The sequence below is a fragment of the Bordetella petrii genome (genome assembly GCF_000067205.1).
GTDB classification, from domain to species: Bacteria; Pseudomonadota; Gammaproteobacteria; order Burkholderiales; family Burkholderiaceae_B; genus Bordetella_A; species Bordetella_A petrii.
Genome location: NC_010170.1, coordinates 1,177,528 through 1,203,664 on the forward strand (window position 1 = coordinate 1,177,528; position 26,137 = coordinate 1,203,664).

At 60.5% G+C, this 26,137-nt stretch carries 24 protein-coding genes and 1 pseudogene; 20 read left to right on the forward strand and 5 right to left on the reverse strand.

Translation table 11 applies throughout. From position 1 onward, the window contains the following. Positions 1 to 133 precede the first annotated feature (133 nt). Together BPET_RS05645 and BPET_RS05650 are read left to right on the forward strand one after the other, a co-directional pair. Positions 134 to 1,279, forward strand: coding sequence for an acyl-CoA dehydrogenase family protein (locus BPET_RS05645; protein WP_041863569.1), 1,146 nt, complete (start codon positions 134 to 136; stop codon positions 1,277 to 1,279). A gap of 51 nt (positions 1,280 to 1,330) precedes the next feature. Continuing rightward, positions 1,331 to 2,398 (forward strand): MBL fold metallo-hydrolase, encoded by a 1,068-nt coding sequence (locus BPET_RS05650; RefSeq protein WP_012248113.1) that lies wholly within the window; start codon positions 1,331 to 1,333, stop codon positions 2,396 to 2,398. A 10-nt stretch (positions 2,399 to 2,408) separates the two neighbouring features. Here BPET_RS05650 and BPET_RS05655 read toward each other — a convergent pair whose 3' ends face one another. Both BPET_RS05655 and BPET_RS05660 read right to left on the reverse strand, forming a co-directional pair. Then, on the reverse strand, positions 2,409 to 3,629 hold the full coding sequence (locus tag BPET_RS05655; protein ID WP_012248114.1) for a phenylacetate--CoA ligase family protein: 1,221 nt from the start codon (positions 3,627 to 3,629) through the stop codon (positions 2,409 to 2,411). A 27-nt stretch (positions 3,630 to 3,656) separates the two neighbouring features. Next, entirely contained in the window at positions 3,657 to 4,445 is a 789-nt protein-coding gene (locus tag BPET_RS05660) for an enoyl-CoA hydratase/isomerase family protein (RefSeq protein ID WP_012248115.1), read from the reverse strand. A gap of 185 nt (positions 4,446 to 4,630) precedes the next feature. Here BPET_RS05660 and BPET_RS05665 point away from each other — a divergent pair, with 185 nt between their 5' ends. The 6 genes from BPET_RS05665 to BPET_RS05690 all read left to right on the forward strand — a co-directional run bounded on the left by BPET_RS05665 (position 4,631) and on the right by BPET_RS05690 (position 11,796). Then, entirely contained in the window at positions 4,631 to 5,728 is a 1,098-nt protein-coding gene (locus BPET_RS05665) for a CaiB/BaiF CoA transferase family protein (protein WP_012248116.1), read from the forward strand. Between the two features lie 123 nt (positions 5,729 to 5,851). Next, a complete protein-coding gene (locus BPET_RS05670; protein ID WP_012248117.1) occupies positions 5,852 to 7,090 on the forward strand; it encodes a thiolase family protein in 1,239 nt (412 codons plus the stop codon). Between the two features lie 64 nt (positions 7,091 to 7,154). After that, a complete protein-coding gene (locus BPET_RS05675) occupies positions 7,155 to 8,708 on the forward strand; it encodes a class I adenylate-forming enzyme family protein (RefSeq protein WP_012248118.1) in 1,554 nt (517 codons plus the stop codon). A gap of 90 nt (positions 8,709 to 8,798) precedes the next feature. After that, positions 8,799 to 9,560: an SDR family NAD(P)-dependent oxidoreductase gene (locus BPET_RS05680; RefSeq protein WP_012248119.1), complete on the forward strand. Its 762-nt coding sequence runs from the start codon at positions 8,799 to 8,801 to the stop codon at positions 9,558 to 9,560. Positions 9,561 to 9,694: 134 nt separating this feature from the next. Continuing rightward, positions 9,695 to 10,495 carry an ABC transporter ATP-binding protein gene (locus tag BPET_RS05685; RefSeq protein WP_012248120.1) on the forward strand — a complete coding sequence of 267 codons (801 nt, stop codon included), beginning with the start codon at positions 9,695 to 9,697 and terminating at the stop codon, positions 10,493 to 10,495. Between the two features lie 8 nt (positions 10,496 to 10,503). Further along, positions 10,504 to 11,796, forward strand: a complete 1,293-nt coding sequence (locus tag BPET_RS05690; RefSeq protein ID WP_050978203.1) for an AMP-binding protein — start codon at positions 10,504 to 10,506, stop codon at positions 11,794 to 11,796. Positions 11,797 to 11,802: 6 nt separating this feature from the next. On the opposite strand, the gene BPET_RS05695 is transcribed toward BPET_RS05690, so the two are convergent. Next, a protein-coding gene (locus tag BPET_RS05695) for an IS3 family transposase (RefSeq protein WP_085970191.1) occupies positions 11,803 to 12,977 on the reverse strand; the annotation gives its coding sequence in 2 pieces (ribosomal slippage) (positions 11,803 to 12,728 and positions 12,728 to 12,977; 1,176 coding nt in all). A 17-nt stretch (positions 12,978 to 12,994) separates the two neighbouring features. On the opposite strand from BPET_RS05695, the gene BPET_RS05705 reads away from it, so the two are divergent. The 7 genes from BPET_RS05705 (at position 12,995) to BPET_RS05735 (ending at position 19,507) form a co-directional block, all read left to right on the forward strand. After that, the gene (locus tag BPET_RS05705) at positions 12,995 to 13,744 is read left to right on the forward strand and encodes an AMP-binding protein (RefSeq protein ID WP_012248122.1); all 750 of its coding nucleotides are present in this window, start codon (positions 12,995 to 12,997) and stop codon (positions 13,742 to 13,744) included. Next, positions 13,741 to 14,625 (forward strand): branched-chain amino acid ABC transporter permease, encoded by an 885-nt coding sequence (locus BPET_RS05710; RefSeq protein ID WP_012248123.1) that lies wholly within the window; start codon positions 13,741 to 13,743, stop codon positions 14,623 to 14,625. Before BPET_RS05705 ends, BPET_RS05710 begins: the two co-directional genes overlap by 4 nt. Before the next feature lie 3 nt (positions 14,626 to 14,628). Continuing rightward, positions 14,629 to 15,681 (forward strand): branched-chain amino acid ABC transporter permease, encoded by a 1,053-nt coding sequence (locus BPET_RS05715; RefSeq protein ID WP_012248124.1) that lies wholly within the window; start codon positions 14,629 to 14,631, stop codon positions 15,679 to 15,681. A 74-nt stretch (positions 15,682 to 15,755) separates the two neighbouring features. Beyond that, entirely contained in the window at positions 15,756 to 17,018 is a 1,263-nt protein-coding gene (locus BPET_RS05720) for an ABC transporter substrate-binding protein (RefSeq protein WP_012248125.1), read from the forward strand. Positions 17,019 to 17,075: 57 nt separating this feature from the next. Further along, a complete protein-coding gene (locus BPET_RS05725; RefSeq protein WP_041862736.1) occupies positions 17,076 to 17,864 on the forward strand; it encodes an ABC transporter ATP-binding protein in 789 nt (262 codons plus the stop codon). A gap of 26 nt (positions 17,865 to 17,890) precedes the next feature. Further along, the gene (locus BPET_RS05730) at positions 17,891 to 18,688 is read left to right on the forward strand and encodes an enoyl-CoA hydratase (protein WP_041862737.1); all 798 of its coding nucleotides are present in this window, start codon (positions 17,891 to 17,893) and stop codon (positions 18,686 to 18,688) included. Between the two features lie 54 nt (positions 18,689 to 18,742). Beyond that, the gene (locus tag BPET_RS05735) at positions 18,743 to 19,507 is read left to right on the forward strand and encodes an SDR family NAD(P)-dependent oxidoreductase (RefSeq protein WP_012248128.1); all 765 of its coding nucleotides are present in this window, start codon (positions 18,743 to 18,745) and stop codon (positions 19,505 to 19,507) included. Between the two features lie 22 nt (positions 19,508 to 19,529). On the opposite strand, the gene BPET_RS05740 is transcribed toward BPET_RS05735, so the two are convergent. Then, on the reverse strand, positions 19,530 to 20,474 hold the full coding sequence (locus BPET_RS05740) for an NAD(P)H-dependent flavin oxidoreductase (protein WP_012248129.1): 945 nt from the start codon (positions 20,472 to 20,474) through the stop codon (positions 19,530 to 19,532). 358 nt (positions 20,475 to 20,832) lie between these two features. Here BPET_RS05740 and BPET_RS05745 point away from each other — a divergent pair, with 358 nt between their 5' ends. From BPET_RS05745 to BPET_RS27285, 5 genes are all read left to right on the forward strand, one after another. Further along, positions 20,833 to 21,543 carry a TetR/AcrR family transcriptional regulator gene (locus BPET_RS05745; RefSeq protein ID WP_012248130.1) on the forward strand — a complete coding sequence of 237 codons (711 nt, stop codon included), beginning with the start codon at positions 20,833 to 20,835 and terminating at the stop codon, positions 21,541 to 21,543. A gap of 51 nt (positions 21,544 to 21,594) precedes the next feature. Further along, positions 21,595 to 22,272, forward strand: a complete 678-nt coding sequence (locus tag BPET_RS05750) for a hypothetical protein (RefSeq protein ID WP_012248131.1) — start codon at positions 21,595 to 21,597, stop codon at positions 22,270 to 22,272. A 24-nt stretch (positions 22,273 to 22,296) separates the two neighbouring features. Beyond that, complete coding sequence (locus BPET_RS05755) at positions 22,297 to 22,674, forward strand: hypothetical protein (protein ID WP_012248132.1); 378 nt, start codon at positions 22,297 to 22,299, stop codon at positions 22,672 to 22,674. A 442-nt stretch (positions 22,675 to 23,116) separates the two neighbouring features. Next, a complete protein-coding gene (locus BPET_RS05765) occupies positions 23,117 to 23,323 on the forward strand; it encodes a DUF6494 family protein (protein WP_041862738.1) in 207 nt (68 codons plus the stop codon). A 761-nt stretch (positions 23,324 to 24,084) separates the two neighbouring features. Continuing rightward, on the forward strand, positions 24,085 to 24,498 hold the full coding sequence (locus tag BPET_RS27285; RefSeq protein WP_050978206.1) for a peptidoglycan-binding domain-containing protein: 414 nt from the start codon (positions 24,085 to 24,087) through the stop codon (positions 24,496 to 24,498). Position 24,499: 1 nt separating this feature from the next. Here the strand turns inward: BPET_RS27285 and BPET_RS05775 are convergent. Beyond that, positions 24,500 to 26,052: pseudogene (locus BPET_RS05775) on the reverse strand (IS3 family transposase). Between the last annotated feature and the right edge of the window lie 85 nt (positions 26,053 to 26,137).

The window sequence follows — 26,137 nt, forward strand, 5'->3', positions numbered from 1 at the left end:
CATGTTCAATAGGTAAAACGATCTTCCAATAAGTCGAAAATTGGTGAGAAAAGTGCTCCGGAAAGCCCGGCAGCATATGGCACGCATTGATCACTACAACAAGGCGCCGCAAGGCTCCATTCAAGGAGATATGATGTCCGATACTTCCGCAGTCTTCCTGAGCGAACAGGAAGTCATGATCCGCGATTCCGCCAGAAAGGTGGCCAACGAAGTCGTCGCAACGACCGCGGCCGCGCGCGATCAGTCGCAAGCTTGGCCACATGACGAGCTGAAATCTGTGGGTGAACTCGGCTTTATGGGTATGTTGGTGCCAGACGAGTATGGCGGGTCGGGCGCAAGCTTTGTCGAATACTGTCTGGCCATTGAAGAGTTCGCGGCGGCGGATGCTGGATTTGCGACTATCGTTCATGTCCACAACAGTCTGGGTCTGACGCTGATGTGGTCGGCTAGCGAAGAACAGAAGCGTAAATACTTGCCAAAGCTTGCCAGCGGTGAGCACATTGGCGCCTTCTTGCTTACCGAGCCTCACGCCGGATCCGACACCGCGGCATTTCGCACCTCCGCGCGACGAGATGGCACTGAATACGTCCTGAACGGCAGCAAGCAATTCATTTCGAACGGCAGCGAGGCAGGCTTGGCGATCGTGCTTGCGGTCACCGATCCAACCGCCGGCAAGCGCGGAAAAAGCTTGTTCCTAGTCGACCCGAAGCAGCCCGGATACGAGGTCGCACGTGTCGAAAGTAAATATGGTCAACACACCGCACATCTCGCGCAGATCGAATTGAAGGATTGTCGCGTCCCAGCCGGAAATCTCATTGGTGCCGAAGGCGCAGGCTATCAGCAAACGATGGCATTACTGTCGCACGGCCGTGTCGCCATTGCGGCGCAGGCCGTTGGGGTCGCTCGTGCCGCGCTGGAGGCGGCCTTGCGGTACGCCAAGGACCGGGAAGCGTATGGCGCCCCGATCATCAACTTGCAGGCGGTCAGCTTCGACTTGGCAGACATGGCGATGCATGTAGAGATTGCCCATCAGTATGTGTTGCATGCCGCACGCTTGGTCGATGCGAACGTTCCATGCGCGAAGGAAGCGTCGATGGCGAAGCTGTTCGCTAGCGAGATGGCGGAGAAGGTGTGCTCTACCGCGCTACAACTCCATGGTGGGTACGGCTACCTCAAAGATTTCCCGGTCGAACGCTATTGCCGGGACGTCCGTGTCTGCAAGATCTATGAAGGCACGAGCCATATTCAGAAGCTCATCATTGCGCGTAGTCTGGCCTAGGAATAACGCCGGGCGGATGTAATAAGGCCGGCGTATCGTGAGGAGTCCGCCATGAACACTGAAGACGAAGGTAGCACAGCTGCCAAGCTTGGCCTGACATATCCGTGCGGAGAGGTTCCAGAGGCGGGAACCGCCAGGGAAATCGCGCAGGGGGTGCAGTGGATACGCATGCCCCTGCCGTTCCAACTCGACCATATCAACATGTGGGCAATCCGTGATGGGGCCGGCTGGTCGCTGGTGGATACCGGCATCTGGTCGCCCGATACGGCGGCGGCTTGGCGCCGGTTGTTTTCCGGTGTGCTCGGGGATCCTGTGACGCGCGTCTTCGTCACCCATATGCATCCCGACCATATCGGCATGGCGGGCTGGCTGACCCGGAAGTTTGGCTGCAAGCTATGGATCAGTCGCCTGGAGTACCTGAGCTGTCGCGTGCTAGGCGCCGATACCGGTCGTGAAGCGCCGGAGGACGCCGTGCAATTCTATCGTCGGGCCGGCTGGAATGACGAAGACATCGAAAACTACCGTACGCGGTTCGGCGCCTTCGGCAAGATGATCTATGCTTTGCCCGACAGTTATCGGCGCCTGCGGGATGGCGAAGAGCTTTATATCGGCGGACGGCTCTGGCGCGTCGTGGTGGGCACGGGGCATTCGCCAGAGCATGTTTGCCTGTACTGCCCTGAGCTAAAGCAGCTGATCTCGGGCGACCAGATATTGCCCCGCATATCATCCAACGTCTCGGTATTTCCCACCGAGCCGGAAGCTAACCCACTCTCAGACTGGCTGGATTCGCTTGAAAAACTGAGGCGCGAAGTCCCGGACGACGTACTGGTGCTTCCTTCACATAATGAGCCGTTTCATGGCTTGCATCATCGGATCGACTCTCTTTTGCAGAGCCAGCAGCGCGCGCTCGAGCGGCTGCGGAAAGCTCTGTGCGAACCGCGGCGTGTGATCGACGTATACGGGGCACTGTTCGCCCGGGCTATCACCTCGGACCACCATTTGATGAGCATGGCGACGGGAGAAAGTTTGGCCCATCTCAACTATCTCGTAGCCCGAGGTGAAGCTTCGGTGCGAATCGGAGACGACGGCTGCGCCTGGTATCAGATGACCGCCGCCTAACAGCGATTCGCTAAGTACCGCTCTTGCGATCTACCACTAGTACGGTTTCCGCCGCCAGGGCATCGGCCGCTAGCCATTCGAAGTGATCGGGCTTGAGCCGGGACAGGGTCTGGAATTCCTGGGCCACCGTCTGCGCCAACGAATCCTGTCGTGCCGAGGGTTCGACCGCCAGGCGTAGTGTGACTTCCTCGCGGTTGCCGGGGCAGGTGATCACCGCCTGAGCGGCGCGCACTCCAGGAATGCGGATGGCCAACTCCTCCAGTTGCCGAGGATAAATGAAAATTTCCCTGGCCTTGACCGCCTGCCCGACCCGGCCCTGTATTTGGCCGATCCTGCTAACACATCCGTCATCACCGGTTTCGAGGGCGCAAGCGACGTCGCCGGTGCCGAAGCGAATCAGTGGCCAACCGGGCGAAAGCGTGGTAACGACGATTTGGCCCGGCGTGCCCGCAGCGACTGGCAAGCCGGTGACTGGGTCGCAAATCTGCACCAGACGGTCTTCGTGGATTGCATAACCTTCTTGGCCCTTCTGTTCGTAGCCAATCAATCCAAAATCGCCGGTGGCGTAGGTGGAGAAGGTTCGCATGCCATAGCGCTCCTCGAGGCGGCGGCGCTTGCCCATCCAATCTCCCATCTCGCCGCCCAGTAGAGCAGAGCGCACTTTCCAAGCTCGCGGCAGCTCGTGACCGAGGCCCTCCAGTGTCTCGACCAAGGTCATGAAAAAAGCGGTGGAAGCGCAGATGCAGGTGACACCCAAGTCGAGCACAATCTTCGCCTGCAATTCGGCGCCGCCAGTCCCGGCAGGAATGACGGTGGCGCCGCAGGCGACAATGCCCCGGTCAAGCAGAAGGCCGGCGGGAACGAGGTGATAGGACCAGGTGTTCAGAACGCGGTCGCCCGGCCCTACACCGGCAGCCTGAAACACCCGTGCAAAACCATGTCCATCCCGGTCGGAGCGCAGGTGCGGTTCGTTCAGGGGGCCGGGCGAGACAAAGATGTGCGCGATATCCTCTTCCCGAGCGGCGAGGAACCCGCCGAACGGCGGATGTGATTGCTGAAGCGCTAGCAGTTCGTCCTTGCTGGTGACCGGCAGACGTGTCAGATCCTGGGCGGTGCGCAGGTCGGCTGGCGTCATCCCGGCTCTTTCATAGATTGCCCGTATGGCCGGTGCCATCTGCCAAGCGGTTTCCTGCGTGGCACGCAGGCGGGCGAAGCGGTCGAGGGGTGTCATGGTCTCTCTCCTCACAAACAGGCGTTCCTAGCGACCGGTGAACACCGGCGCTCTTTTCTCGTTGAATGCGGCCAGGCCTTCCTTCATGTCCGCGCTATGGGCATGCACCTCGGAAGCCAGCAGTTCTAGCCGCAAGGCCGATTCGATCGGCTGGGCCAGTCCATCATCAACCAGTGCCTTCATTCGGCGCAAGCCAAGAGGGCTCTTCCGGGCTAACGTGGCGACCAGCTCGCCGGTAGCGGAAAGCAGCTCCGCATCTTCCACCACCTTGTTTACCAGGCCGGCGGCCAGCAATTCCTCGGCCGGCAGGAATTCTCCCGTATAGAGCAGATACTTCGCACGACTCGGTCCTATCTTTCGCGGCAGTCGTACCGATCCGCCGCCGCCCGGAAGCAAGCCGTAGTTGGCGTGCGCGTCGCCCAGCTTGGCCGAGCGGGCCGCGATGACCAAATCACAGCACAGTACCAGCTCGAGGCCGCCGGCTAGCGCCAAGCCGTTGATTGCGGCAATGACCGGCATCGGAAAGCTCTCCACGCGGTTCATGAGGGCCAGTACCTCGCTCAGGAAGTGCCGTGTTCCATTGTCGGTGTCGCCGACCTGGCTTTGCACGTACTTCAAATCGGCGCCGGCGCAAAAAGCGCGTCCATTGCCGGTCAGTACCACGGCACGTACGCCGTCAGTGTTCTGCGCCTGATCCAAGGCTCGGGAAATTCCGGCCAGCACCCGTGGCGTCAATGAGTTCATTGCTTCAGGACGGTTTAGGGTAATCCACATGGCGCCGTCGCGCACCTCGGAAATGATCTCTTCCTCATTCATGGGCTGTCTCCTCTGGTTTGGATTGAGTGTCTTATCTTGAACTATTTTCTTCCAATTGGAAAGTCAAATAATTATGTGGTAATTTATCTTACCAGTCGGTAGAATCAAAACTCGAATTCTCTACCGTGCTGTGGAGTTCACAAGTTCGGATCGGTGGCTTTTTTGTTTCGCATGAGAGGAAAGCAATGATTCTCCCGCTTGAAGGCATACGTATTCTTACCCTGGCCGAACAGTATCCCGGGCCGTTCGCCACTCTGGTGGCTGCCGATCTCGGCGCCGAGGTAATCATCGTTGAACGAAGCTCCGGAGACCCGGCGCGCCAATATCCTGGCTTTCACGCGTCACTGAACCGGAACAAGAAGTCGGTGGTGCTGGATCTGAAGACGGAACAGGGCAAGGAAAGTCTGCGTAGTCTGATACGTGACGCCGACGTCCTGATGGAGGGATATCGGCCCGGGACTATGGCTCGCCTCGGATTCGATTACGCCGCCACAGCCACAATCAATCCACGCATTGTCTATCTGTCGATCTCGGGATTCGGGCAAACCGGCCCTTACCGCGATCGGCCGGCACACGACTTGTCATATCAGGCGCTGGCCGGCCTCCTGTCTCGCCAGGCGAAAACCGGCCGAATCGAAGCACCGCCGGACCTTGCAATCGGCGACCTGTCATCCGCAATATTCGCATTGACCGGCATGCTGTCGGCCCTGCTGCGCCGCGAGCGCACCGGCCAGGGTGCATATATTGACGTTTCCATGACTGACTGCTTGGTTTCATTGATGACCGCCATGCTGGCGCCGCGCATGAACGGCATGAATGAGGGTTTCGTCAACGATGAGCCAGGTTACGGCACGTTCGAATGCGCGGATGGAAAGTTACTGACGCTGTCAATCGCGCATGAGGACTGGTTCTGGCAACCGCTGTGCCCGCTGTTGGGTATGGACGACGTGGCCGCGTTGCGGCATCCAGAGCGCGTCGCCGAGCAGACCGTATTGCGAGCGCGAATCACAGCCGCTTTGAAGCACCGATCGCGAGAAGAATGGGGCGCCGAGCTAGACCGGGCCGGCATTCCGTGGGGAGCGGTCAATTCCCTGGAGGAAGTGGTCGCCGACGAGCATTTCCGGCATCGCGGCATGTTCAGGCAAGTGGCGCGTAACGACGGCGGTTCTTCTTGGCACGTGGCACAGCCGTTGGTATTCGGAGGCTTCCACCCGGGGCCGCTGACCGACGTTTCTCCCTTGGGCGCGGACACGGATGCCGTGCTGGCCAATCACAAAAGATAACTCATAAGTTAATACTAATTACCCGTTAGGTATGTTATTTACTCTGCGGTAAAAAATGTGTATGGTGTCTGCAAGGCCGTTGTGCAGACAAAGAAAACAATCTGGATGATGGAGGAGTGACACATGGAACAGATTTATGTGGTGGGCGTTGGCATGACGCCGTTTGGACGCCACCTGGATGTCAGCATGAAGGCCCTGACCCGACAGGCGGTCGAAGCGGCGTTGGCCGATGCGGGACTTGGCAAGGAGGCGCTGGAAGCGGCTTTTTTCGCCAATGCGTCGCAGGGCCACATGGAAGGCCAACACATGATTCGCGGTCAGGTGGCACTGCGCGCGATGGGGTTGGGTGGCATCCCGGTTGTCAACGTAGAGAATGCTTGCGCCAGCGGAAGCAGCGCTTTCACTCTTGCGGTTAACCACCTGCGCGCCGGAGCCGCCGATGTGGCGCTGGCAGTCGGCACTGAAAAGATGTACTCAGCGGACCGCGACCGCATGTTCTCGGTGTTTGACAGCGCCTGGGACGTGCACGAGGCCGAGCAGATCCGCGAGCGCTTGCTGCAACTTGGTGCGGGTGTCGCGGTCCCAGAGGGGAGCGTCTCGTCCAAGCCGTACAGCGTTTTCATGGATGTGTATGCTGCGTTCTCCCGCGCGCACATGAAGCGCTTTGGCACAACGCAAAGACAGCTTGCCGCGGTGTCAGCTAAGAATCACGCTCACTCCGTTCACAACCCTCTCTCGCAATATCGCAATTCATATACGACCGACGAGGTTCTGGCGGCCCCTCCAATTACCTATCCGCTGACCTTGCCGATGTGCTCGCCGATTTCCGACGGATCTGCCGCCGCCGTCGTTTGCACCGCAGCGGGCCTCAAGCGCTGGAATATCGACCCGTCGCGCGCGATCCGTGTACTGGCCTCGATCGTCCATACCGGGTCAGACCGTGAGGATGCCGAATACCGCAATCACTGCACCGCCCTGGCTGCGCGCCGCGCATACGAGCTGGCCGGCGTGGGGCCGCGCGACATCTCGGTGGCCGAAGTTCATGACGCCACCGCGATGGGAGAAATCATTCAGATCGAGAATCTCGGTTTCTGCGAGTTCGGTGAAGGCGGCCCATTTTCGGAGCGCGGTGAAACCAGCATTGGCGGTCGGATTCCGGTCAATCCCTCCGGCGGCCTGGAGTCCAAGGGACACCCTGTAGGCGCCACCGGTATCGCCCAGGTGCATGAGTTGGTGACCCAGTTACGCAACGAGGCCGGCGTCCGGCAGGTGGCCGGCGCGCGACTGGCGCTGGCTGAAAACGGTGGTGGGCTTCAGGGCATCGAAGAGGCGGTCGCCTGCGTCACCATCCTGGGTCGCTAAAACATCAATCGCAAGCTGCAAGTTGGCGCAGACCGGCGACGCAGCTTGGACGAGGAGACGAAAATTGCGTTTAGCAGATTATTTCGACGCGGCCGCGGCGAACTTTCCGCGCCATGAAGCCTTCGTGGATGGGCGAACACGCCTAGTCTACAAAGAGGCACAGGCAATGGTGCACGCCACGGCGCACGCTCTGACCCGTGAGCCGGGGCTACGCGACGGTGCTCATATCGCGATCTATGCGCCCAACGATTACCGCATAAGTTTGCTACAGACTGCGGTCAACCGGGCGGACATGGTATGGGTCGCATTGCATACGCGAAATTCACCCGCCACCAATCTGGCGATGCTGGGATACGCCGACTGCGACCTGATTTTTTTCCATAGCAGCTTCGAGCATCTTGTGCCGTCCTGGAAGGCTGACCTGTCGCAAGTGCAGCGCTTCATCTGCATCGATCGGCCGTCCGAGCACGGGGAGTTCCTGGACACCTGGATTGCCGCACATCGCGAGCCGTACGTCGCTATGCCGGAAGACCCCCAGCGAGCGACGGTACTACAGCCGACCGGTGGCACGACTGGCCCGTCAAAGGGTGCGCTACATTCCCACCGCTCGCTGGAAATGACCCTGATTTCCATCTTCGATATGCTGAAGATTGACTCGGGCTCTCGTATTCTGGCCGTCGCGCCTCTGACGCATGCCGCCGCCATGATCACCTTGGCCGGCGCCGCCCGCGGCGCTTGCACGGTGGTGCTGCCCGGCTTCGACGCGCAAGCGGTTCTGGCCACGATCGAGCGCGAGCGCATCACCCATCTATTCATGCCGCCTACCGTCGTGTACGCCCTGCTCGCGACGCCGCAAGTCGCGATGACGGACCTAAGCCCGCTACGTTGCCTGGCAGTCGGCGCCGCCCCGATTGCGCCGGAAAAGCTGAAGGAAGCGGTGCGGGTGTTCGGGCCAGTGATTTATGAGGTGTACGGCCAGAGTGAATGTCTGTTTCCGGTAGTGGCCAAGCAGCCGGAGGACTACATCCGTGCAGACGGCAGCTTCGATGAGGAGGCGCTACGCTCAGCCGGGCGCGCCGTTCCCTATGCCCGCGTCGAAATCATGGACGACGACGGCAAGCTGCTCGCTCCCGGCGAAAAGGGCGAGATTGTGGTGCGATCTTCGATGGTGATGAAGGGCTATTACAAGAAGCCGGAGGAAACGGCAGAAGTGTCTGGATTCGGCTGGCATCACACCACTGACGTCGGCATCAAGGATGCGCGCGGGCTAATCACCATTGTCGACCGCAAGAAAGACATGATCGTCAGTGGAGGGTTCAACGTCTTTCCGAGCGAGATCGAAGCGGTGATCAACACTCATCCTGCTGTTTTGGACTGCGCCGTTGTCGGCGTGCCCGACGAGAAATGGGGTGAGGCGGTGAAGGCGGTAATCCAGCTGAAACCTGGCCATCAGGCTAGCGGCGATGAACTCATTTCTCTCTGCAAGCGCGAGCTCGGCAGCGTCAAAACACCGAAAAGCATTGAATTCTGGGACGAACTGCCACGCAGCGCTGTCGGCAAAGTGCTCAAGCGCGACATACGGGAAAAGTACTGGCAGGGCCAGTGGCGCTCAGTGTAACTGATCGAGCGCCACTTCAATAGGAAAGGCGCGCCCGACCCGAGAGGCCGTTTCATAGACATTTACTTCAGACAAAAAGGAAATTAGTACATGAACGTCAACAACAAAGTCGCCGTCGTCACGGGAGCCGCTTCTGGCCTAGGATTGGCCACCTGCAAGGCCTTGGCCGCAGCGGGCGCCAGGGTGGTGGGCTTCGACCTGGATGCCAAGACTGTGCAGGCCGCGCTGGCTCCGGATATCAGAGGACTGGCGGTCGATGTCGCCAACGAGGCCGATATAAAGACTGGTATCGACACCGTTCTGGAGCTGCACGGCGCCATCCATATCGTGGTCAATTGCGCCGGCATCCTCGGCCCTTGCAAGACATTGTCGAAAGGCCAGATGTTCCCGACCGAATTGTGGGAACGCGTTATCGCTGTGAACCTGAGCGGCACCTTCAACATGATCCGCCATGCGGCGCTTGCCATGTCGCGCAACGAACCGGATGAGAGCGGCGACCGCGGGGTCATCGTCAACACCGCGTCCGGCGCCGCCTGGCAGGGCCAAATGGGGCAGGCTGCATACAGCGCCAGCAAGGCCGGCGTCATTGGCATGACCCTGCCTATCGCACGCGACCTGGCCGAGCATGGCATCCGCATGGTGGCGATCGCGCCAGGCCTATTCGATACCGGCATGGCGGCGGGCATGCCGCCTAAGGTGGCGGACAAGCTCATCAATAACATGGTGCTGTATCCGGCGCGCATGGGGCAGCCGGAGGAGTTCGCCGGCCTGGTGCGCCATGTCGTGGAAAACTCTTATATCAACGCCACTACCATCAGCATCGACGGCGGCGGTCGCGTCGGCACCCGTTAGCGGGGTCGCCACGCCGGAGGCGCTGGGAGGAGCGCCGGCAGAGAAGGAACTGCGGCACGTGGGCTACGCGCCGGCGCTGCGAATAAAACGACAGGAGACGAGATGAGACAAGGTATCAACGCAGCGGGGGCGGCATGAGCGCGCCCCGGGCCGCGACGCAAGGTGCGCCCGTGGTGCTGGCCGCGGAGGGAATCCGCATGGCATTCGGTGGCATCGTTGCGCTCGACAATGTGTCGGTCGAAGTCCGCGCCGACGAGCTGTTCGCCATCATCGGCCCAAATGGTGCCGGCAAGACTTCCCTGATGAATTGCCTGAGCGGATTCTATCGCCCGCAGCAGGGGCGGATACTGCTCAACCAGCAGGACATCAAAGGCAAGCCAGTCCACGAGATCGCGCGATCAGGGCTGGCCCGGACGTTCCAGGGTACACACATTTTTTCCGGCATGAGCGTGGTGGACAACATCATGGTGGGCCGCCACATCCACATGCGCGCCACATTGCCCGAAGCGTTTTTCTATTTCAACCGCACCCAGCGCGAAGAGTTCGCGCATCGCGAAATCGTCGAAGAAATCATCGAGCTGCTGGAAATTCAGTCGATCCGGCACCAGCCGGTTGGAAGCCTGGGTTACGGCTTGCGCAAGCGGGTCGATCTTGGTCGCGCCCTGGCGCAGGAACCGAAGATCTTGCTGATGGACGAGCCGATGGCGGGCATGAACTCGGAAGAGAAGGAGGACCTCGCCCGCTTCATCCTCGATGTGCGGGAGGCAAAGCGCATTCCAGTCGTGCTGGTCGAACACGACATGGGTGTCGTCATGGATCTGGCCGATCGCATCGCGGTGCTCGATTTCGGCCGCAAGATCGCGGATGGTACGCCCGCCGAGATCCAGGTCGATCCGGCGGTCTTGAAGGCCTATCTTGGCGACGGAGGAAAATGATGTTACCCATGTCAACGCTTCCGCAACTGCTCCAGCAGCATGCGGACCGGACGCCGGAGCGCCTGTCGCAGCGTCACAAATATCGCGGTATCTGGCGTGAGTTCAGCTTCGCCAAGGTCCAGGAAAACGTGCGCGAGCTGGCACTCGGCCTGCATCGACTCGGTATGCAGCGCGGTGAAACGATTGCCATCATCGGTGAAAACGAACCCGAGCACTTCTGGGCTGAATTCGCGGCTCAGGCACTGGGTTGCAAGGTCGTCTCACTTTACCCCGACCTGACAGCGGAGGAGGTTGCCTACGTTCTGGAAGACAGCGAAACGGTGTACCTATTCGCCCAGGACCAGGAGCAGGTCGACAAGGGCTTGGCTATCAGGGACCGTCTACCGCTCCTGCGAGGGATCGCCTATTGGGACGATACCGGCATGTGGTCCTATCGCGAGGATGTGCTGCGCACGGTGGCCGGATTGCAGGAGGAGGGCCGGCGCCTGCATCGCGAACAGCCTGAGCTGTACCGTGCCTTTTTGCAAGAGGGCAAGCCCGACGACATCGCGGTGCTTTCGTACACTTCAGGGACAACCGGCAAGCCCAAGGGCGTGATCCTGAGCCACAAGTACCTGATCGACAATGCGCAGCGCGTCATCGACGCCACCGGCGCCAAGCCGGGCATGGAATATCTCACTTATATCGCTCCAGCCTGGGCGACCGAGCAGATCATCGGCATCACGCTCGGCGTAGGCCTGCCCTTCGTGGTGAATTTTCCGGAGGGGCCGGAACAGGTGCTGAGCAATATCCGCGAACTGGCAGTGGAAGCGATGGTGTTCGCGCCGCGCCAGTGGGAAAGCCTGGCATCGACCATGCAGGCGCGCATGCTTGATGCCGGCAAGATCAGCCGCCGCGTCTACGAGTGGGGCCTAAGCGTGGGCCACGAAGTCAATGTCGCACGCCTGGAGGGGCGGCCGATCAGCACGCGAGCGCGGCTGGCATTCCCGCTGGCCGAGGCGCTAGTGCTGCGGCCGTTGCGCGATCAACTGGGTCTGACCCGCCTCCGGATTGCCGGCTGCGGTGGTTCGACCATGGCGCCGGACGTGTTTCGCATGTTCCATGCGATCGGCGTGCCTTTGCGTAACATCTACGGATCAACAGAAACCGGCCTGCTGACCATGCATCAGGGCGACTGCTACGACCTGGAAACGGTTGGGCACTGGCTGCGCGCTCATCCCGATGCCGATGCGCCGCTGGAATGGCAACTGACGAAGGAAGGCGAGTTGACGTTGCCCGCGAATTTCGGATCCCTTAACTGAGCGAGATTATGCCACCCGTTGGTTCTGGGCGGCGTACCAGTCCCGCTCGAATTGCATCGGGCTGACGTAGCCCAACGTCGAGTGCAAGCGCGAATGATTGTAGAAGCTCAACCAGTCGATTACCTCGTCCATCGCTTCGCGACGCGTTGCAAAGCGCTGGCCGAGGATGCGTGCACGCTTGAGCGATCCCCACAGGCTCTCGGTCGGTGCGTTGTCCCAGCAATTGCCTCGACGGCTCATCGAACTGCGCATGCCGTAGCCCTTGAGCAGGTCCTGGAAGTCATGACTGCAATACTGGCTGCCACGGTCACTGTGGAGGATCAGGCCCGCTTGCGGACGGCGGCGAAACCACGCCATACGCAGCGCATCAGACACCAGCTCCGTGCGCATGTGCGGCTGCATCGACCAGCCCACCACCTGACGGCTGAACAGGTCGAGAATGACGGTCAGAAACAGCCAACCCTCGTCCGTCCAGATGTACGTGATGTCCGTAGTCCAGACCTGGTCGGGACGCGCGGGAGAGAAGTCTCGTTGCAGCAGGTCCGGTGCGACCGGCAGGCTGTGTTTGCTGTCGGTCGTGACCTTGAACCGGCGTTTGGTCTTCGCCTTGATGCCGTGCAGCTTCATGAGCCGCTGGACACGATCCTTGCTGACGCGAATGCCCTGGACCAGCAGTTGCTTCCACACGCGCGGCCAGCCGTACTCGCCTTTGGATTCAGCGTGCACGGCCTTGATGTGCACCAGCAGAGCGTCGTTGCTGATGCGTCGGCGCGGTCGGTCAGTATCGACATCCCGCACCTTGCGCGCGTGGTAACCGCTGGGGCTGACACCCAGCACCTGGCAGCTCAGGGACACCGGCCATTGTCGGCTGTGAAGCTCGATCCAGGCGTACTTCATGCCGACACCTTCGCAAAGTACGCCGTGGCTTTTCCCAATATGTCGCGCTCCATCTTCACGCGTGCCAACTCCGCGCGCAGCCGGGCAATCTCCATCTGTTCTGGAGAAACCTGTTTGCCTGCGCCGTTCAGCTTCCCAGCGGCATCGGCCTTCACCCAGTTGTGCAGCGTCTTCGGGCTGATGCCCAGTATCTTCGCCACCGCCGCCATGCTCTGGCCGCCGCGGACCATGCGCACGGCTTCCAGCATGAATTCCTGCGTATATCGAGCTCTCGGATTACCCATCTTTCCTCCCTCCTTGCGTGAGTTTTACACACTCAGCAAGGGATCCATTTTTTGCGGGCAAGCTCAAGTTGCAGGTCCGAGGTGGCACGCACTTCCGCGGGTACTACCGGCGTCCCGACGCCTCCGCCGAAGAGATCGTCGACGGCTGGATCTGCACCGGCGACGCGGTCACGCGCAGCGGACGCGACGAATTGGTGTTCTTGGAGCGCATGAGCGATCTACGGCGCTTGGCGTCGGGGGAAAGCTTTCCACCGCAATTCGTCGAAACGCGGCTACGCTTCAGTCCGTTCATCAAGGACATCATGACGGTCGGCGACGCCACGCGCGAGTTCGTGGTGGCACTGATCAATATCGACATGAACGTGGTGTCGCGCTGGGCCGAGGAAAAGAATCTCAGCTTTTCCACCTTCACTGACTTGTCACAAAAGCCCGAAGTGGCGGACTTGCTGCGCACCGAGATACAGCGTGTCAATTCCTTCCTGCCGGCCCATGCGCGGGTTCGCCGTTTCGCCAATTTCCCCAAGGAGCTAGACCCGGACGAGGGGGAGTTGACGCGTACGCGCAAACTGCGGCGCGAATTCCTGGAGCAGCGTTACGCCGCCGTGATTGACGGTTTGTACGCCGGGGCCGATGCGGTCGATATCAAGATCCCCGTCACTTATCAGGACGGGCGCCAAGGCAGCCTGGCCGCCCAGGTAGCCATTCACGACAGCGAGACACCCGCGCAGCGGCACGGGAAAGCTGTCGTTCAGCGGAGGGTAGCATGATTGAGTTTCTGAATTACCTGATCAACGGCGCACTGATCGGCTTGCTGTATGCGCTGATCGCCATGGGTTTCGTGGTGATTTACCGCGCTTCCAAAGTGTTCAATTTTGCCCAGGGCGAGCTGGTCGTGTTCGGTGGCTTCCTGGTCTGGTGGATGGTCATGGAGCTCGGCCTGCCGATGTGGACCGGCCTGCCCTTGGCATTTGCGGCCGCCGCCGCATTCGGCCTTCTGATCGAGCGTCTGTTTTTCTCGCGCTTAGTCGGGGAATCGGTCTTCTCGATGGTGATGGTAACCATTGGCCTGCTGATCCTGATCCGCGGCGTCATCCTGGTTGCCTTTGGTCCCCAGGTGCGGCCGTTCCCCATCGTGTTTCCCCTGGCGCCAATCATGGTCGGCGACCTGCTGATTCCGCGCTCATTGTTCTATGGGGGACTTCTGACCATCGTCATCGGTTTCAGCCTGTCCTGGTTCTTCAACAAGACACGGGCCGGCCTGCGCATGACCGCAGTGGCGGAAGACCACCAGGTCGCGATGTCGATGGGAATCTCGGTGCGGCGCTCGGTGGCATTCGCCTGGGCCCTGGGTTCAGTGCTCTCGACCTTGGGTGCGATCGTTTACTTGAGCGGGAAATCGCTCAACCTGCTGACCTCGGAAATCGGCATGGCCGCTTTGCCGGTCGCACTCTTGGCCGGCCTCGAATCGATCGGCGGTCTGTTGCTGGCGGGGTTGCTGGTCGGCATCGTCCAAGGGCTGGCCATGGCCTACCTCGATCCCTTGGTGGGCGGTGCGGTCGGTTCCGTGCTGCCGTTCGTCATCATGCTTTTAGTGCTGCTGATCAGGCCAACCGGCATGTTCGGCTGGAAGACTATCGAGAGGGTATAAATCATGGATCCAGCAGGCGTATTCGCAACCAGCTTTGCCGGGGATCAGGCGCTGATCCGCACTTCCAAGCAGCGCTGGACCCTGGTTTTGTTCGCGCTGTTCATGATGGCCATGCCGCTGCTGTTCGAGCCGCGCATCGTCGCCATCGTGACCACCATGCTCATCACCGTGGTGGTGGTGCTCGGCCTCCAGATTAACACCGGCCTGGCGGGACAGATCAACCTCGGGCAAGCCGCGTTCATGGGCGTCGGCGCCTACACCACAGCAATCCTGGCCAGCAAGGCCGGATGGCCGATCTGGGCAGCGTTGCCGGTGGGCGGCGTGGCGGCGGCCGTATTCGGCTTTATCTTCGGCATGTCGGCGGTCCGCATCAAGGGCTTCTACCTGGCCCTGACAACGATCGCGGCTCAGATTCTGTTCCATTTCCTGGTGCTCAACCTGCCCGCTTCCTGGCTCGGTGGTTCGGCCGGCATCACAGTACAGCCGGCGGAGATTCTGGGGTTCCGTTTCGATTCGGACCGCTCGATCTACTACCTCTGCTTAGCGGTGGCGGCGCTTATGCTGTTCGGGGCCTACAGCGTGGCGCGAAGCCGGCACGGACGCGCCTTTCTGGCGGTACGCGACGACGATGTCGCTTCCGGGATGATGGGCATCAACGTGGTGCGAACCAAGGCCGTGGCATTTCTGCTGGGCGCCTTTTATGCCGGCATTGGCGGTGGCTTATGGGCGTATTACGTGCGCTTCGTCGCGGTCGATCAATTCACGCTGTTTCACTCAATCTGGCTAATCGCCATGATCATCGTCGGCGGCGTCGGCTCAATCACCGGCGCCCTGATTGGTGTGCTGGTGATCAAGCTGTCGCAGGAAATCATCAGTTCGGCCGGTTCCACCATCGTGGAGCTTGTGCCGTTCCTGGGTGGTGACATCGTATTCGCCGCCATGAACATCTTCCTGGGGGCGATGATCGCCGGCTTCTTGATTTTCGAGCCGCGCGGCCTGATGCACAGATGGCAAACCATCAAGCGCTCCTACCGCTTGTGGCCATTTCCCTATTGAAGAAAATGGGAGCGGCAAGATACGCCGTCTCCCTTGTCGGTGCGTTTGTTCAATAACTATCAAGGAGATGAAAAATGGGTGCTTTCAATAAAAAATTTAACAAACGTCCGGTCCAGTCGCGTGCTTGGATGTTCGCCGCGGCTGGAGGGTTAAGCATGTTGTTTGCCGCCGCCGGAGCGCAGGCCCAGACCACCTACAACCTCGCCGGGCTGGCCGATTTCACCGGCCCCTACGCCGACATCATGAAGGACGTCACTGGCTGTCGCCGCGGGGTCGTCGACTGGTGGAACTCCGAGGTCGGGAAGGAACTGGGCGTGGCGCTGAAGATTAAGGATTACGACACCCGCTACGACGTGGCGCAGGTGGCGAGCCTGTGGCCAGGGGCCAAATCGGAATTGAATCCGATCCTGGTGTTCGGCATCGGCGGACCGGATGCCGCGGCGTTGCAGGAGCGCCTGCCTAATGACAAGGTGCCGATGATCATGGCCACCGCCGGCTACGGCTACGGCTGGAAGCCAAATCCCTGGGTTTTTAATGCGCGTCCCACCTATCCGCACGAAGCGACAGCCTTCATGGAGTGGTTCCGCAAGAAACGCGGCGGCGACGGTGCCCTGAAGCTGGGCATCATCTCCTCGGAAGCTTCGCCCGCCTACGTGGATATCCATAAGGGCATGGAGAAGTACGCCAAGGAAAACCCGAAGCTGTTGGAAGTGGTTGAAACCATCTACACCGAAGTGCAGCCGACGGACTTGACACCCCAGGTGGCACGCCTGGTGCGCAAAGGCGTGGAAGTCATCCAGATCCAGACCAACACGGCGGCGGTGGTAGCGACCCGGCGCGCACTGCAAAGCCTGGGCAAGACCAACATCCCCATCATGATGAGTGCCCATAACAGCCTGCTGGCGTCCGGCAAGGCCATCGGCGGTCTCGCGCAAATGGAAGGCAATTACGAAGCCTACGGCATGGCGATCCCGACCGAGGACAAGACCACGGCGCGCGGCTTTTATGAAAAGCTGCGCGACAAGTACAAGGTCACCGCCGGCTACAACGTTCCCTGCCTGATGGGCCTGAACCAGGCGATCGTGGCGGTGCGCACGATCGAAAACGCGGCAAAGGCGGTGGGTCCGACCAAGCTGACCGGCGAAGTCGTGCGCAAGACGCTGGTGACGACCCCGATCACAGCCGAGCAAAGCTTCGGCGTACTGCCGACGTTGACCTATTCCGAAGACGCGCCGTTTCCAACGCGCGGCCTGACGGTGAACATCGGCACGGTGCAAGGCGGCAAGTACACGATCGTGGACCAAAACGTGGCCGTTCCTGTCCTGAACAAATGGTAAGACCTGCGTGACGCGCCCCGCCCCTTGCGGGGCGCGTGAACTGCTTGGGAGAGACACTTGCTTGAATTGAATAACGTGGAAGCGCTGTACAGCGACGTCATCCTCGCCGTGAAAGGAATTTCGGCTAAGGTTCCGAAAGGGAAATGCGTAACCTTGCTAGGCGCCAACGGGGCTGGTAAAAGCACGACCCTGAAGGCCATTTCGAACCTGATCAGTTGCGAGGACGGCCGGGTTTCAGGTGGCGGCATTTCCTTCGATGGTGCGCCGCTGACCAATCAGGAGCCGGCGCACATCGTCCGGCACGGCATCGTGCATGTGGCCGAAGGTCGGCAGGTGCTGCGACACATGACGGTCGAGCAGAACCTTATCGTCGGCGGTCACATGGTGGGCGGCGCCGAGGCGCGCCGGCGCCTGGACCAGGTGTACCAGCGCATCGGCCGCCTCGCAGCTTTGCGCGGGCGTACCGCGGGCTATCTGTCGGGCGGCGAACAGCAGTTGCTGGTGATTGGCCGCGCCATGATGGCTGACCCCAAGCTGATGATGATTGACGAGCCTTCGCTAGGCCTGGCGCCGCTGATGATCGAAGAAGTGTATGCCTTGCTGGCGCAATTGAAGGCGAGCGGCCTCACGCTATTGATCGTGGAACAGAACACGCGCGTTGCGCTCGACTTGGCGGATTACGGCTACGTTATGGAAAACGGCCGCATCGTGCTTGAAGGCGCCGCCGCCTACCTAAAGGCGAACGAGGATGTGCGCGAGTTCTACCTCGGCCTCACCATGGATGGCGAACGCAAGAGTTATCGTGACATGAAGCATTACCGTCGTCGCAAGCGCTGGCTCGGCTGAGCTGGGAAACCATGGAGGAGGAAAGCATGACTGATTCGCAGGAGGAACTGGTTACCCGCTCGGACCGTGGCGCGGTGAGCTTTCTAGCCCTGAACCGGCCGCAGCGCGGCAACAGCCTGTCGGTGGCGATGATCGATGCACTGCACCGGCGCCTGCTCGAGCTGCGCTCAGAAACCGGCATCGGCGTGATCGTTCTGAGCGGTGTCGGGCAAAGAATTTTTTGCGCCGGGCACGACCTGACCGAGTTCAACGATGAAACGGACCCTGAATTCTTCAAGGCCGTTTCTGTGCGCTGCTCGGCCATGATGCAAGCGATGCGCGAGCAGCCGCAAATCGTAATCGCGCGCGTGGAAGGCGTCGCCACGGCCGCGGGCTGCCAACTGGTAGCCAGTGCCGACTTGGCGATCGCCGCCAGCGACGCCCGATTTGGCACGCCGGGCGTAAACATCGGCCTGTGGTGCCTGACACCGATGGTGGCGCTCGGGCGTGGCCTCCTGCCCAAGCACGCCATGCAAATGCTCGCCACCGGCCGTCTGCATGATGCCGAGTTTGCCTTGCGCGCTGGCCTGGTTAACCAGGTGGTGCCAGCAGCCGAGCTGGATGCAGCGGTTGCGGCACTGGCAAACGAGATTGGCAGCAAGTCCACATATACGCTGGCGCTCGGCAAGCAGGCGTTTTATCGGCAGTTGCCGATGCCGCTGGCGGATGCCTATGAGTACTGCGGTGAAGTGGTGGCACGCAACATGGCGCATGCCGACGCCAAGGAAGGCATCCGCGCCTTCGTGGAAAAGCGCGCTCCGCAGTGGATCGGCCGGCAGCCCTGAATCATCCCGAGGCGCTCGCCGCGGTAGCCGGCGCCCCTTCAATCATGGAAAAATATGATGGAAAACCTGTTTAGCCTGCACGGCAAAACGGCTCTCATCACCGGAGCCTCGAGCGGGATCGGCCAGCATGTCGCTGGCGTTTTTGCGCGTGCCGGCGCCACGGTGGTTTTGGCTGCGCGGCGCATGGATCGCATCGAGGCGGCAGTCGCCGCCTTGCGTGAGCAAGGCCACGCCGCCCATGGGATTTATCTCGATGTCACCCGGACAGAGACGATCGCGGCGGCCTTTGATCGTGCGGAGCAGCAGTGCGGAGCCCCCATCGATATCCTCTACAACAACTCGGGTGTCATCCACGTCAGCCCCTTCGTCGAGCAAAAGGAAGAGGAAATAGCGCGCATCTTCGATACCAACTTAAAGGGCGCCATGCTGGTCGCACAAGAGGCAGCACGTCGCATGCTGCCGCAGCGCGCGGGAGCAATCGTCAACATCGCCTCGGTGGCCGGCATGCGCGCTGGCGGCTGGCTCGCGAGCTATGCAGCGTCGAAGGCGGCGTTGATCCACTTGACTAAGGTGATGGCGCTCGAACTGGCGGCGAAGGGGATTCGTGTCAACGCGATTTGCCCCGGCACGATCGAGAGTGACATGCACGATGCCTTGAGCGATTTCCAAGAGGGTTTGCTCAAGCGCACACCACTGCGGCGCTTCGGCAGGCAGGACGACCTGGACGGCGTGTCTTTGTTGCTGGCGTCCGATGCAGGCCGCTACATTGTAGGTGCGGCGATACCGGTGGACGGTGGGCAGGCGCTGGCCTGGATGTGAAAAAGGGCGGGGGTGCGACTACTCAGACGGCGGATTGGTTGAACTCCTTGATCAGCGTCCTCACAATCTCGGCGGCCGGCTCGACGGTGCGCACCGTGCCCACTCCATGGCCGGCGCTCCAGATATCGCGCCAGCGCTTGCCTTCGCTTTCCTGACCAGGGATGCGAAAAATTTGGTCGTTGTCGTGCTCTGGATACAGGCCGTAGCGTTCCAAGCTGCTACGCAGGAAATTACCAGGCATGCCGGTCACCGCCGTGGTCAGGACGATGTCGTCCGCACTGCTAGCTGCCAACGTGCGTTTATAGTCTTCCGAGGCGAGACTTTCCTGGGCCGCTAGGAAACGCGTTCCCATGTAGACGCCATCAGCGCCGAGTAATTGCGCGGCCCGTATTGCCCGGCCATCCGTGATGCCCCCGGCCAGGACGACGGGGCCATCGAAAAAGCTGCGTACTTCCCGAAGAAAGGCGAAGGGATTGATCCACCCCGTGTGTCCCCCGGCGCCGGCGCACAATAGGATCAGGCCATCTACCCCCGCCTCGATGGCTCGGCGTGCGTGCTTGACCGTCGCCACGTCGCAATACACCTTGCCGCCATAGTCGTGTATTGCTCTGACTGCCGGTCCCGGGTTCCCGACGCTCGCAATGACCAGCGGTACACGATGCCGCACAAGGATGGCGAGATCGGTGTCACGCCTGCTGTTGCTTGCATGCATGATGAGATTGACTGCGTAGGGGGCCACGATTTGTTCAGGCTTTGCCGCGCGGGCAGCGGCGAGCGATGTCTCTATGTCCACGAGCCAATCTTCCAGTAATTCTGGCGTGCGGGCATTAATCGATGGGAAGGAGCCGATCACTCCAGCCTTGCAGCAGGCGGTTACTAGTTCGGGACCAGAGATGAGAAACATCGGCGCCACGATGACGGGCACGGCATGCGGTCGAGGAACATACGAGGAGCGATTGAATATCATGGATGAGCTGCCATTACTCAGTCTGTCAATGAATCCAGCGGCTGCTGACTTCCTGGGTACGCGGCAGTCATCCAAAATCTGCCTGGCATGAGCGTCAGCGTGCACTGGTATAAAATCTACTTATTAGTCAATAATATTACTATTCGGTTAGACATCCGTCCACAGCGACTTTCTAGTCTGAGCGCGACGGAAGGGTACAGGTTTCGCTCATCATTGGTGTTGATGTGGAAATGCAACTGCAACGTAGTGGAAAGCGCCTCTCGTAATAGGGCGCAGCGAGCCCGGGTCTTATAATTGAATCTTTGGTAGGGCCTTTTATCGGCAAGTAGACTGTCACCGCACAGCGACGAGGGAAAAAATGAAAAAGGTTGAAAGCATCATCGAACGCGCTGAGGCGAAGAAGGCGGGTACCAAGAGGAAGGCAATAGCGCCCAGACGATGGAACAATTTGGTCAAGAGCCAAGACGAGCAATACCAGTTGAAACGGCAGGCGGTGATCGCAGAGGCCTCGCGCGCGTTCGGACATCGTGGTTACCAGAACGTCTCGCTGGACGAGATCGCGAAAAGCCTAAATGTGACCAAGCCGGCCTTGTATCACTACTTCAAGAGTAAGCAGGAGTTGCTATACGAATGCCACAATCTCTCGATGGAGATCGGCGATATGGCGCTTGAGGAGGCGATGACAACAGGGAAAAATGGCCTCGAAAAACTTGAGAAGTTTGTGTCGATATACATTCGAGACTTTGCCAGCGAACTGGGAGCTTCCGCCGTCCTTCACGAATACAGCGGGATGACACCTAAAGACCGCAAGCAGATCATGGCGCGCCGTCGGCAATTCGATCTTCGCCTGCGCGACTTAATACAGGAAGGTATAGACGACAAAACTATTGCCGAGTGCAACCCGAAACTCGCCGTATTCTGGTTCATGGGCGCGATCACCAGCATTCCACGCTGGTACAGACTCGACGGCGATCTCTCCGGCGCCGACATCGCTCAAACTTTCGTTCACTTTCTCGTGAAGGGAATTCAAGGTCAGGGGTTATTTGACGGTGGTGAGTGCAGTACCTGAATTGAGCGGACATGGAAAGAGGTGGCCGATATATGAAGAAATGGTCGAGCCGTGTCCGATATCCGGTCAGACATCCGCTGGCGCGAAGACCTCCTGAAAGGCGGCCCGGTCGAGCGCCAATCCGTGCTGGATTTATATGCGCGTGTGGACCGGTGGACCGCACCCGTTGCGGTCGCCGATGATGCGACCCTCACCTGGGCGGAACTGACCAGCCGGCGCATGGGCGAGAAGCAAGCCATCGAGTCGCTGATGCAGGCCATTGCGAACGGCGCTGTGAAAGCCGTCGCACATGCTCGAACACTGGGCGAAATGTCCTTTCTGAGGGCGGACGTGTCACGGTATTTCGGCACGCCGCTGCTCGAGGCCGGCATGTCGATTCAGCAACTGGCCAAAGCGACAGGCTGGAAATGGGAGTCCATCGCGCACTGGGTGGACGAAGGGCTGCTGGCGTCCGAGTCGATTCAACGCCGTGGCCAGCCTTGCCGGGTCGTGTTGCCGCATCAGTTGCTGGCGTTCCGCCAGAGCTATATCCCGCTGGCAGACCTGGCTCGCTCCATGGGTACAAAGTCGTCAGCGCTGTCTCGCTTGCTGCCCGGCGTCGAACTGGTCGGTGCGAAACAGTTGCCAGATGGTGCCATGCGCGGCGGACTGATTCGAATCGCCGACCTCGGCCGGCTGGCGGTTATCGGCGCGAGAGCCGGACATGACCTGTTCGTGCCCGCGCCGTAGTTCCTTGTCCAGCAGGAGGCGGCCATGACGAATGAACATGCTATGCCGGAAGATTTCCTGCGGGAGACGCAGGCGGGCGCGCTTGCAGGCTCGCGTCCGAAACTGCTGCTGCGCAAAGTTGGCAATAAGTACTTTGCTGGTTTGACGCCTGATGAGTTGTACCAGCAGTATGCCGCGGGCAAAGACCTGGCGCAACAGCTTGCGGTCTACACCCAGCGCAAAATTGACACCAAAGGAGGGGGCTTCGATGAGGGCTTGCGCCGGGTCGAGTTGGGCGTCGAGAACAAGGTTCGCTCCGGCGCGTGGGATTTCTCTGCCGCAGAGAGTTCGTGGCGCATGTCACGCACACGGCAAATTCTGAAGGATGCAGACTTCCGCGCTGCCGGCGAGCCAAGCGATTAGCGGATTCTGGATTGACTGGCAGAAACCGTTGCTCTAACTTCGACCATCAATCTGCTCAAGCTGACTCGAACTACGACCCGCGCGAGAAAGCGCTTACACTAAGCGAGAAAAGGCGCGGTTGTTTTGAGTTTCGAATAAATGATGGTGCGGACAAACCGGGGAGGAAAATGATGTCATCAGACAATCGCATCGACTTGGACGTCGCACTTCGCAAGCTCCATGAACTCGCACTGGCAGACGGCGACCTAGGTTATGAATACTGGGACCAAGTCGGCCAGTTGCTTAGGCGGGCCGCTAGCATGCAGTCGCAAATCGACTCGCTGTCCCGGGAACTTGAAATGTGTCGGGCGCAGCAGGACAAATGGCCAACCGCTGCAACCCATACGAATCCCGTCCAGTAGAGAAGGGGGAGCGTGCTAAGGGGCATTTGGAAGAGGGAATCATGAACGAAGAAACATTCAACCTGAGTCTGCGCAAATTTCTGAAGATGGTGGGCGTCAGCTCCCAGAACGAAATCGAGAAAGCGGTCGCCAGCGCGCTGGCCGAGAAGGCCATAACCGGGAATGAAAAGCTCCCTGCCACGATGACGCTTGAGATTGCCGGCGTCAAATTGAATGTGACATTCGAGGGCACTATCGCTCTGGAGTAGACAGGGAGTGTCCGTGACGGCGCGCCCAGTAGGTAGGTGTGCTGAAAAACCATGAGCCACGGGGCAAGCCGTTGGCCACCATGATTTCCACCCACACTGTGGCACTCCGATAAGCCCATAACAGGCTCTAGTGTTCAGACATAGCACGCAGTAATCCGCTACTTTTCAGACAAAACAAGCGGTAATCAACTACTTTTCAGACATTTTTACCCAGCATCGCTGGGTAATCGAGTGCTTTTCAGACATCGAGGGTAGGTTTACGCTGTCAAGGCGTCCTTGGTCAATCTGTCCAAAATTCCGAGTTACCAGGCTGGGGCGGAATCTGAGGTGGGAGGAGCGGCCGCCCGGGCAGAAAAAGCCACATGTCTGTGTTGTACGTGTGCCACCACCAGCAACGGGCCAGAAGCGCCTGCTCGTGCCCGCCGCTGGTTTACGGACCAACCCCGTGCGCTATGCCGCTTGACGCAAGTCTGCTGCCGGCTCGACAATCATCGGTCATGATCCCACGGCCTTCTTCTTGCACGCGCTTACTCGTCATCACGGCGGCAGCATTCTTCAGTCTTGCCTTACCTGCGCATGCACAGGCCACGTCAACGGAGCCCGGGCTTCGCCTGACTTCCGCTCGGACGACGGCTTCCGAGGCCGCCGCGGCGCAAACGCCAGGCCCTGCGGCGCGCCACAGCGCACCCACGGGGGCCCAGGCCGCCACGCTGCGTGCGATCGGCGGGTCAGGGTCACTCACGCAGGAGCTGCGCTACCGCGTGAAGTCGCCGCAAGTGCGCGAGTTGCAGGTGCGGTTGCGGCTTGCCAAATACCTTGCGCTGTACGATGTCGACGACCGCTTCGGCATGCTCACGCGAGAGGCGGTGCTGAAGTTTCAACGCGACAACGGATTCCGCGCCACCGGCATGGTCGACCAGCAGACCTGGGACACGCTGCTACTGCGCTCGCGCGTGCCGACCGAAGCCGAGCTGAACAACACCGACGTCGGTTCTTGGTTCACGGCGCCGGAGCAGACCGGTTATATGAGGGAGTTGCAGCACCGGCTGCGCCAGGTGGGGCTGTACCAAGGCGCGGTCGACGGCACATTCAACGACACCACCCGGCGGGCGATCGAAGCTTGGCGCGTCCGCATGGGCTTGCCCGCGGCGTCTGTCAAGGCAGTTGGAACCTGATTCATGCGGCCTCTAATACTGGATCGGTGTCTTGCTCATGTTGATCCGGCTCGGGGTTGAGCCAGACGCTGCCGATGGGCTGCCAGTTGCGTAGTTTTCCCGACCATCGTGCTGGGTGGCGTTGCCTGGCTTGTTGGTACAGGCGCTGTCGGGCTTGCAGAATGGGGGCATCCAGGCCCGCATGACGCTGCGCCGGAGCCAAGTAGCGAATGGCGCTGTGGCGATGCTCATGGTTGTACCAGTGGATGAACTGATGCACCCACAGGCGTGCGGCCTGCACGCTTGCAAAGCCGTCGATCGGGTAACCGGGCCGGTACTTGCAGGTGCGGAACAGGGCCTCGGAATACGCGTTGTCGTTGGATACCTGGGGTCGGCTGTGCGAGGCGGTAATGCCCAGCTTCTCGAGCGTGACCTGCAAGGTCGAGCCTTTCATGGCGCTACCATTATCGGCATGCAATACCAGGGGTCGGTGCTGACACTGCTCGCGCAGCACGGCGCGCTGGATGATGGTGGCACTGTTGGCCATGTTCTCCGATTCAAACACCTCGGCCCCGACGATTTTCCGGCTGTAGATGTCCAGGATCAGATACAGGTAATAGAACCGGCCGCGGATACGCGTATGCAGGTACGTGACGTCCCAGCTCCAGAGCTGGTTGGGTGCGTCGGCACAGTGGCGCCGTGGTGCTCCAGCGTGACGTGGCGCGCGCGCCCGGCCACGGCGGTGCTGCTCATCGGCTTGGCGCAGCACGCGATAGAAGGTCGACTCCGACGCCAGGTACCGGCCCTCTTCATCGAGCAGCCGTACCACGATCTGCGCCGGCGGCAGGCTGGCGAACTCGGGACGGTGGCAGGCCTGCAGCACGGCCTGGCGCTCGGCGTCTGTCAGTGCATGCGATGGCGTGGCATGTATGGCGTGCGGGCGTCTGTCCTCATCGCCCGTCGCCCAGCGACGATAAGTGTTCAAGCCGATACCGAGTTCGATGCATGCGCTCTGCAAGCGTGCACCGGCCTGGCGAGCCTCATCGACCAACGCTACAGCTTGACGGCGATCCTGGGCATTGGTCATTCTTCCTCGTCCCCCCAGATCGCCCGGGCTTTTTTTCGCAAGGTCAGCAATGCTGCCGTCTCAGCCAGCGCGGCGTTCTTGCGGCGCAGCTCGCGCTCCAAATCGCGCGTGCGGCGACGTTCAGCCTTGAGCGCGTCGGCCTCCTGCCGGGCGGCGCTCTGGCTCTGCGCGTTGGCCTGCTCGCAACTCGTTCGCCAGCGGCGCAACTGCTCGGCATACAGTCCCCGGCGCCGGCAGTACTCGGCCAGCTCCACTTCGGACAGCGCAGCGCTTTCCAGCACGGCGTTGAACTTGTCCTGCGAGCTCCAGCCCTCGCTGTCCGACGCCTGGTCTGGCAACAAACGGCCCTGGCCGCGGGCCTGTTTGCGCCAGTTATAGATCGTGGCCTCGGAAATGCCTTCTTCGCGTGCCAGGTCGGAGACCGTGCGGTTGTGCGGGGCCAGTAACTTCTTCAGGATGGCTTCCCGGCGTTCTGCGGAATACTTCATCGGAACCTTCTCTTTGCCCCCAATGGTTTGGGACTCTAACAGCAACTGAGGTTCCAACTATTCTGACAGCGGGGGCCCGTGAGTG